This is a genomic window from Nostoc cf. edaphicum LEGE 07299 (assembly GCF_015207245.1).
Classification (GTDB): domain Bacteria; phylum Cyanobacteriota; class Cyanobacteriia; order Cyanobacteriales; family Nostocaceae; genus Nostoc; species Nostoc edaphicum_B.
Genome location: NZ_JADEXF010000144.1, coordinates 1 through 7430 on the forward strand (window position 1 = coordinate 1; position 7430 = coordinate 7430).

Annotated in this window: 4 protein-coding genes and 2 pseudogenes; 4 read left to right on the forward strand and 2 right to left on the reverse strand. The window is 41.5% G+C overall.

Annotated features, from left to right (window positions below; translation table 11 throughout):
• Positions 1-428, reverse strand: a 428-nt coding sequence (recR, locus tag IQ229_RS06270) for a recombination mediator RecR (RefSeq protein ID WP_228013226.1), incomplete at its 3' end; no start/stop codon positions are given.
• A gap of 354 nt (positions 429-782) precedes the next feature.
• Between recR and IQ229_RS06275 the strand changes: the two genes are divergently transcribed.
• Positions 783-2009, forward strand: coding sequence for an RNA-guided endonuclease InsQ/TnpB family protein (locus tag IQ229_RS06275; RefSeq protein WP_194042227.1), 1227 nt, complete (start codon positions 783-785; stop codon positions 2007-2009).
• A 12-nt stretch (positions 2010-2021) separates the two neighbouring features.
• On the opposite strand, the pseudogene IQ229_RS06280 reads toward IQ229_RS06275, so the two are convergent.
• Positions 2022-3058: pseudogene (locus IQ229_RS06280) on the reverse strand (aldo/keto reductase).
• A gap of 494 nt (positions 3059-3552) precedes the next feature.
• On the opposite strand from IQ229_RS06280, the gene IQ229_RS06285 reads away from it, so the two are divergent.
• From IQ229_RS06285 to IQ229_RS06295, 3 genes and pseudogenes are all read left to right on the forward strand, one after another.
• Positions 3553-5445 carry a lipoxygenase family protein gene (locus IQ229_RS06285; protein ID WP_194042229.1) on the forward strand — a complete coding sequence of 631 codons (1893 nt, stop codon included), beginning with the start codon at positions 3553-3555 and terminating at the stop codon, positions 5443-5445.
• An 86-nt stretch (positions 5446-5531) separates the two neighbouring features.
• Complete coding sequence (locus IQ229_RS06290; protein WP_194042231.1) at positions 5532-6881, forward strand: cytochrome P450; 1350 nt, start codon at positions 5532-5534, stop codon at positions 6879-6881.
• 369 nt (positions 6882-7250) lie between these two features.
• Positions 7251-7430: pseudogene (locus tag IQ229_RS06295) on the forward strand (hypothetical protein); the annotation flags it as partial.

Genomic DNA, 7430 nt, shown 5'->3' on the forward strand with positions numbered 1-7430 from the left:
ATATACAGGGTTGTTGTCTCCCCTTCTACACTCGGACTAATTGCGAGAATTACTTCTTGAGGTTTTTGCTGACTCACCCGGCGCTGCAAAGCTAGTATATTCAACTGATCTGGGCCAATCCCATCAATTGGCGAAATCACCCCGCCTAAAACGTGATACTTGCCTTTGTATTCGCGGGTTTTTTCCAGCGCAATCACATCGCGAGGGTCTGCAACAACACAGATAGTGTTATTGTCACGGTTGGCATTGCGGCAAATTTCACAAACAGGTTCAGCAGATAAGTGAAAGCAAACAGAACACAAGCCGATCTGTTTTTTTGCCTCAACTAAAGCTTGTGCCAAAGCTTCTACTTCTGCTTCTGGTCGCTTCAAAATATGCAAAGCCAGTCGTTGGGCACTTTTGGGGCCAACTCCCGGTAGGCGTTGCAATTGTTCAATTAACCGTGCTAAAGGGCGTGCGTAAACCGTTGTCTTGTCTCCAGAATGTTTTCACTTTAACTATGATGACATTTTTTGAGTACTTCCATCAGGCGCAACACTTCCAACTCGCGATCGCTCAGTTCTGGACTTTGCAGCCGCTCTGCTAGTTTTGTGCCCTTTACTATGAACTGCCCAAATCGCTTTCATCCTTAGTTTTCAAACACGCCCTAGCTAAAACTTATGAGGTGTAATGCGTAAAACCCCCGAATAGAATTCGGGGGATATAAGCAAATGAGCCAGATTTATTTGGCATTATTTATGCTAGTCATGTTAGCATAATAATGTAGTTGGTTGGTCGAACTGATGATAATCTACGAGTTTAAAGTCAAGGGAAAAGATAAACAGTATAGAGCAATAGATGATGCTATTCGTACATCTCAATTCATCCAAAACAAATGCTTAAGGCAATGGATGGATGTTAAAGGTTTGAGTAAATACGACTTGAATAAATATTGTGCTGTACTTGCTGATTTATTTCCCTTTGCCTCGGAACTCAATTCAATGGCTCGGCAGTCTGCGGCAGAACGTGCATGGAGCGCGATTAGTAGGTTTTACGATAATTGTAAGAAGAAGTCCTTGGGTAAAAAAGGGTTTCCCAAGTTCAAAAAACACTGTCGCTCAGTAGAATATAAAACAACTGGATGGAAGCTTTCTACTACTCGTAAAGCCATAACTTTTTCAGATAAGAAAGGCATAGGAACCTTAAAATTAAAAGGAACTTATGACCTCAACTACTACTCGACTAAGCAGATTAAGCGTGTTCGTCTAGTGCGTCGTGCTGATGGGTATTACGCTCAATTTGCTATAAGTGTTGACCAAAAAATTGGAACTCAACCTACTGGTCAAGTGGTAGGCATTGATCTGGGATTAAAGTATTTCATTGCTGATAACAAAGGCAATGTAGAGCCATCACCCCAATTTTACCGTAAGTCTGAGAAACAGTTAAACCGCGCTAATCGCAAAAAATCCAAGAAGTACGACAAATCTAGGATATTGACTAAAAAGCCACAATCAACCAACTACCACAAGGCAAGAATAAGGTATGCTCGTAAGCACTTGAGAGTAAGTAGGCAGCGAAAAGAGTATTGCAAGAGATTAGCGTACTCCGTCATCCAATCTAACGATTTGGTAGCCTATGAAGACTTAAATGTTTTGGGCATGGTCAAAAACCGACATCTAGCTAAGTCAATATCTGATGCTGGTTGGTCAACTTTTCGCCAATGGTTAGAATATTTTGGGCATAAATATGGAAAGGTAACGGTTGCCGTGCCTCCCCACAATACAAGTCAAAATTGTTCTAACTGTGGACAGAAAGTGAAGAAGTCCCTATCTACAAGGACTCATGTTTGCCCTCACTGCAACTATGTAGAAGATAGGGACGTGAACGCCAGTATCAATATTCTAAAACGTGGACTAACTACCGTAGGGCATACGGGAAGCTACGCTTGGGGAGATTTGCCCTCTTGGGCGGTTGGCGCAAGCCTATCGTCTAACGGCGAGTCAGGGAACCAAGAATCCCCGTCTCAATAGAAGCGGGGAGTGTCAACCTAACCACTCAGGATTTTTGGCTGTACTATCAAATTGGTTAGTAGTTTTAAACAGTTCATACTGACCTTTGAGAGCAGCTTGGCGAGTCCGATTCAGTAATGCTCTAACTTGTTCCTGACTCATGGGTGTAAAAGTACTTACTGCCTCGAAAGCTTGGTTTAAGATGGGCATACTTTCAATGCCTGTAATCACCGTTGAAGTTGGCAGATTCATCGCGTAATGCAGACATTCGATCGGTTTGACCACATTGCTTTTGAGAATGTTTTGGTCGCCCATTGATTTCATCCCCAGTACAGCAATTCCGTCTTCAACCAGTCTGGGTAAAACTTGCCTCTCAAAACTGCGGAAATGGGCATCCATAACATTTAACGGCATCTGCACTGCATCAAAACGGAAGTTGTTTTGATTGGCAACTTCCAACATTCTCAGGTGTACTAAAGGGTCTTTATGTCCAGTAAACCTATGTAGCGAATCTTGCCAGCTTTTTGTGCTTCCACAACTGCTTCCATCGCACCACCAGGGGCAAAAATCCGGTCTGGGTCTTCCATCCGAATAACTTCATGATGCTGCAACAAATCAATGTGGTCTGTTTGCAAACGTCTTAAAGATTCATCAATTTGTTTAGCCGCCGCCGCCTTTGTGCGACCATCGATTTTAGTCATCAGAAAAGCTTTTTGACGATAACCATTTTGCAGAGCTTTACCCATGCGAATTTCGCTACCTCCATTATGGTAATCCCAGCAATTGTCCATAAAATTGATCCCGCGATCAAGAGCAGTACGGATCAGATTAATACCCTCTTGTTCATCTTTTGGTCTACCAATATGATGACCACCTAGACCAATTACAGATATTTGTTCTTTGGTGCGTCCTAGTTGCCTGTAGAGCATTTCTCCTTTTTTAATCTGGAGTGGGGTAGACTGATTTTGCGCTAAAACCTGTTTGGTTAAACCTTGTAAAGCAAATACCCCAGCTCCACCTAAACCAGAAGCAGAAACTACCTTCAGTAAATTTCGTCTGCTAATATCCACAAATTTATCCTTTTGCCACAGTATGAAAACTTGCTTTCATAGCTTTGCATGGAGCAAAATTCGTTGCTTCTAACTGTTGAAGGATAAAGGCAGTGAAGTAGAGATAGATTTTTGATAGAGGGAAGGTAATAGAAAAATATTTTATCGCTGTGTAAGCAGAGGAAGCATTGGAGACATCGGCAGCAGAGGAAGAATCTGATAGTTGTATTCCCAATCTTGTTTCAGTAGTTCAAATGTCAACTCCAACACAATACTTTAGTCTGAAAGTGTTCTTTGAGAATTGTTTCTAAATCTTGGCAAATATTATTTGTATTGCTAAATATTTCTTGCAAGATTTCTAAACATTTCGTGCGTGGTTCAATAGTTGATAAAATCCAGAAAATTTCTTTAGAAAAATCGTAATTTTAAACTTAATTGCGATAATACGTTTAGGTAACTCCAACCTGTTTATTCTAAACTATTAAAGTTACCCATACTAAACATGAGTAGAGTCAATGACTGCTTCATCACCAGAAAATTCAATCAGCTCATCAAGTACTCATACTTTAGATATAGCTAGGCAAGAGTATCAATATAACTACATCCATATTCCATCAATTGCAATGCTAGATCGGCTTTCTATTGCCGAAGAGTTCACCACTAACTGGTATTTTTTATTAGCCCAGCAGTTACGAGTTGTGTTTATCAATACATTGATTGCCAACAGAGGCAATCAAGGTTCTAAATCGATTCGTGATGATGTCGAAAGGTTTATTTTAGAAGCCTTGCTCAAGGGAGCAGTACCAGTAAAAATCAGTATTCTGGCAAGAATCTTGCAAATTATCCCTCAGTTTTTGCTCAAAGGTATATCTAAGGATGTTAGAGAACTCGACGATCTTTTTTATTCTATTTTGAAAGAAAACGGACTTGTGATCCTCAGAGATGCTCTACATAGGATAATTAACCTTCTATATGAAGGACAGGCGACAGGACATGCAACCAGTCTTAAGGACTACGAAAATTTGTTTCCGGTGATTGGTGTACCAGCGATCGCTAAAACTTACCAAGAAGATGAAGTATTTGCCTATATGCGAGTGGCTGGCTACAATCCCGTCACGATCGCGCGAGTAACGACTCCAGGCGATCGCTTCCCAGTCACAGACGAACATTACCAAGGCGTGATGGGAACTGACGATGCATTAGCAGCAGCCGGACTTGAAGGCAGACTCTACTTAGCTGACTATAAAATTTTAGATGGTGCGGTCAACGGTACATTCCCACACGAGCAAAAATACCTCTATGCTCCCCTAGCACTGTTTGCCTTACCCAAAGGCTCAGACCCCACCCGTTTATTGCGTCCGATAGCCATTCAATGCGGTCAAACCCCAGACCCAGATTATCCAATTGTTACCCCTAACTCCGGTAAATACTCTTGGCTTTTTGCCAAAACAATAGTCCAAATAGCAGATGCCAACTACCACGAAGCTGTTACTCATCTAGCAAGAACTCACCTGTTTGTTGGTGTTTTTGCGATCGCCACCGCAAGACAACTGCCACTTACCCATCCCTTAAGAATTTTATTACACCCGCATTTTGACAGCACCTTAGCAATTAACGATGCCGCTCAACGGATTCTTATAGCTCCAGGTGGTGGTGTCGATAGATTACTCTCATCATCAATCGACAACTCTCGCGTTTTAGCAGTGCTAGGGTTGCAAAGCTATGGTTTTAACAGCGCCATCTTACCTAAGCAATTCCAACAGCGCGGTGTAGACGATCCCAACCTCTTGCCTATTTATCCTTACCGGGATGATGCGCTATTAGTCTGGGATGCCATTCATCAATGGGTTTCAGACTACCTGAACCTTTACTACCCTACCGATGAAGACATTCAGAAAGATACAGCCTTGCAAACATGGGCAGCCGAAATCCCAGCTTACGATGGTGGTCGCATCCCCGATTTTGGCGAAGATGGAGGCATCAAAACGCTGAATTACCTGATTGATGCCACTACGCTGATTATTTTCACTGCCAGCGCCCAACACGCTGCGGTTAACTTTCCGCAAAAAGATTTTATGGGCTATGCCGCAGCCATACCATTGGCAGGTTATTTACCAGCCTCAACTCTCAAAAGAGAAGTTACTGAGCAAGACTACCTTAATTTGCTCCCCCCCTTAGATCAGGCGCAACGGCAATACAACCTACTCAGCTTGTTGGGGTCTGTATATTACAACAAGCTGGGTGATTATCAGCAAGGATACTTTACAGACCAAAAAGTAAAACCATTGTTAAAGGCATTCCAGAGTAATCTTCAGCAGGTAGAAGATACCATCAAGCAACGTAATTTACACCGTCCACCCTATGAGTATCTACTTCCTTCTAAAATTCCTCAGAGCATCAATATCTGAATCAGGGACAAACGACCAATGACAAATGACCAATGACCAATGACAAATGACCAATGACCAATGACCAATGACTCAAAATAAATACTATGACACTTAAAGATAAAGTCCTCAAAGGTCACGATCGCCAGCTTTGGCTTGCACCTATACTAGCTAAAGTAGGTTACGACACTGCGATCGGCAAGTTTCTCCGCTTGATTTTTTATTACATGGATGCGTCAATCATGCTCAACGCATGGCGAGACTTTCTCTACATCCGTAAGGATAATATTGGAGACAAGTACTTTGCAGTAGACCAAGCAATTATGCATTCTTCTCACTCGCAGGTGAGAGAACTAATGCAAACCGAACCACAACTGCGAGGAAATGATTTAGGCATCATTAGAATATTAGCTCCTAGCTACTTGCTCGATAATCCTCTGAGCCTGGGAACAAACGGTAACGAACACACAGGACTACGTACTGTAATCTTACAAGCCTTACCGGAACCGTCAGAGCAGATAGACTTTTTAGGGAATCTAGTTGAGCAAAGCTTGTTAGAAGCTGCTAAACAAGGCAAATTACACATCGGCAACGATTTGCCAAAGATCATGCTGTCGATTTTGCACCAACTAGTTTTTCAAATATCTTTATCTGAGGAAGAAATCACAGCATCCAATAGTTACATTAAAGGTTTGGCTCTTGCATCCTTGCCTAATTTTATCAGCAAGTATCTGCTAGCAATATTAACAGCGCCAAAAATTCGGCATCGTCAATATTTAATTAAGCGATATAAACAATCAGCTAAATGGGCATCTTACTTTGAAACAGGCGCTCAGTATCAATTGAACGAACACCAAATCGCTAATACCCTTTTCGATATGATTCATATTGCTGGTACTGCCGGCACGAGTGCGCTTTTAGGATCAGTTATTGGTGTTCTCTGCTTGAATAATACTCTCAGAAATGATGTAGTGTCAGAAGTGAATACAATTTGGAATGGCAAGAAAAATTTAGACCCAGACGCTCTAGAACAGTCAACACTTCTCAATCAAGTGATTCTAGAAACGGCTCGTCTCTATCCACCTGTGCGATTTGTTAGCCAACTCACCACTGAAGCAGGTGAAGTTGAGATTGGAGAACAAAAATGTCCATTTCAAAAAGGTACTCGCTTGCTTGGCTCTATTCTTACAGCTAATCGGGATACCAATAGATACCAAAATCCAGATGATTTTGATCTAATACGGGATTTTTCAGATATCTTATCTTGGAACGGCGAAGGGCATGAGCGAGCTTGTCCTGGTAAATCCTTATCAATTGGCTTTATCAAAATTTTCTGTTTACATCTGTTCCAAAACTATCAATGGGACTCAATTACAGAAGTCAAGTGGGATTTTGAAAAAGTGACTGCCGTTACTCCTAATAATTTAGTACTACAAGGTTTTGCTCAACGACTGTGAGCAAGAGACTTCCAGTAGGGACACACATCTGTCATTGGTGTCAACTTAAGCTGAAAGCCTTTTCAAATCTCGTTTCCAGCCTCTGGGCTGGAAATGCACTTCAATTGCGGCTCTGCCGCCAGCAAGGGAGGCTCTGCTTCTAAAACGGCATTCCCAGTCGGAGACTGGGAACGAGACAACGAGACAATATCTAAAAGCTTGTTCTGGGTTGGCTTTCACGTTAAGTTGACACCAATGCACATCTGTGAAACCCTACTTCTCATGTTGATTTTACTCTTTTTCTAGCGCCAGATTACTCATCTTTTCTCTAGCTCGGTTTTTTACAAATTTAGGTATTATTTTAGCTGAAAGGAAGTAATTACAAATTCTATGGCTGAATTAATTGAAAAAAAGCAACTTAATAATATTGCAACCTGGATGATTCCAATCAAAGAAACAAATTTACCATCTGTCCTTAAAGGTGTGTTTTTTATGGATGGCAATCCACTGCCAGATACTTGCATTACTATGTACAATTTAGAATGGGATATACAAAATAGAGCTTTGCTT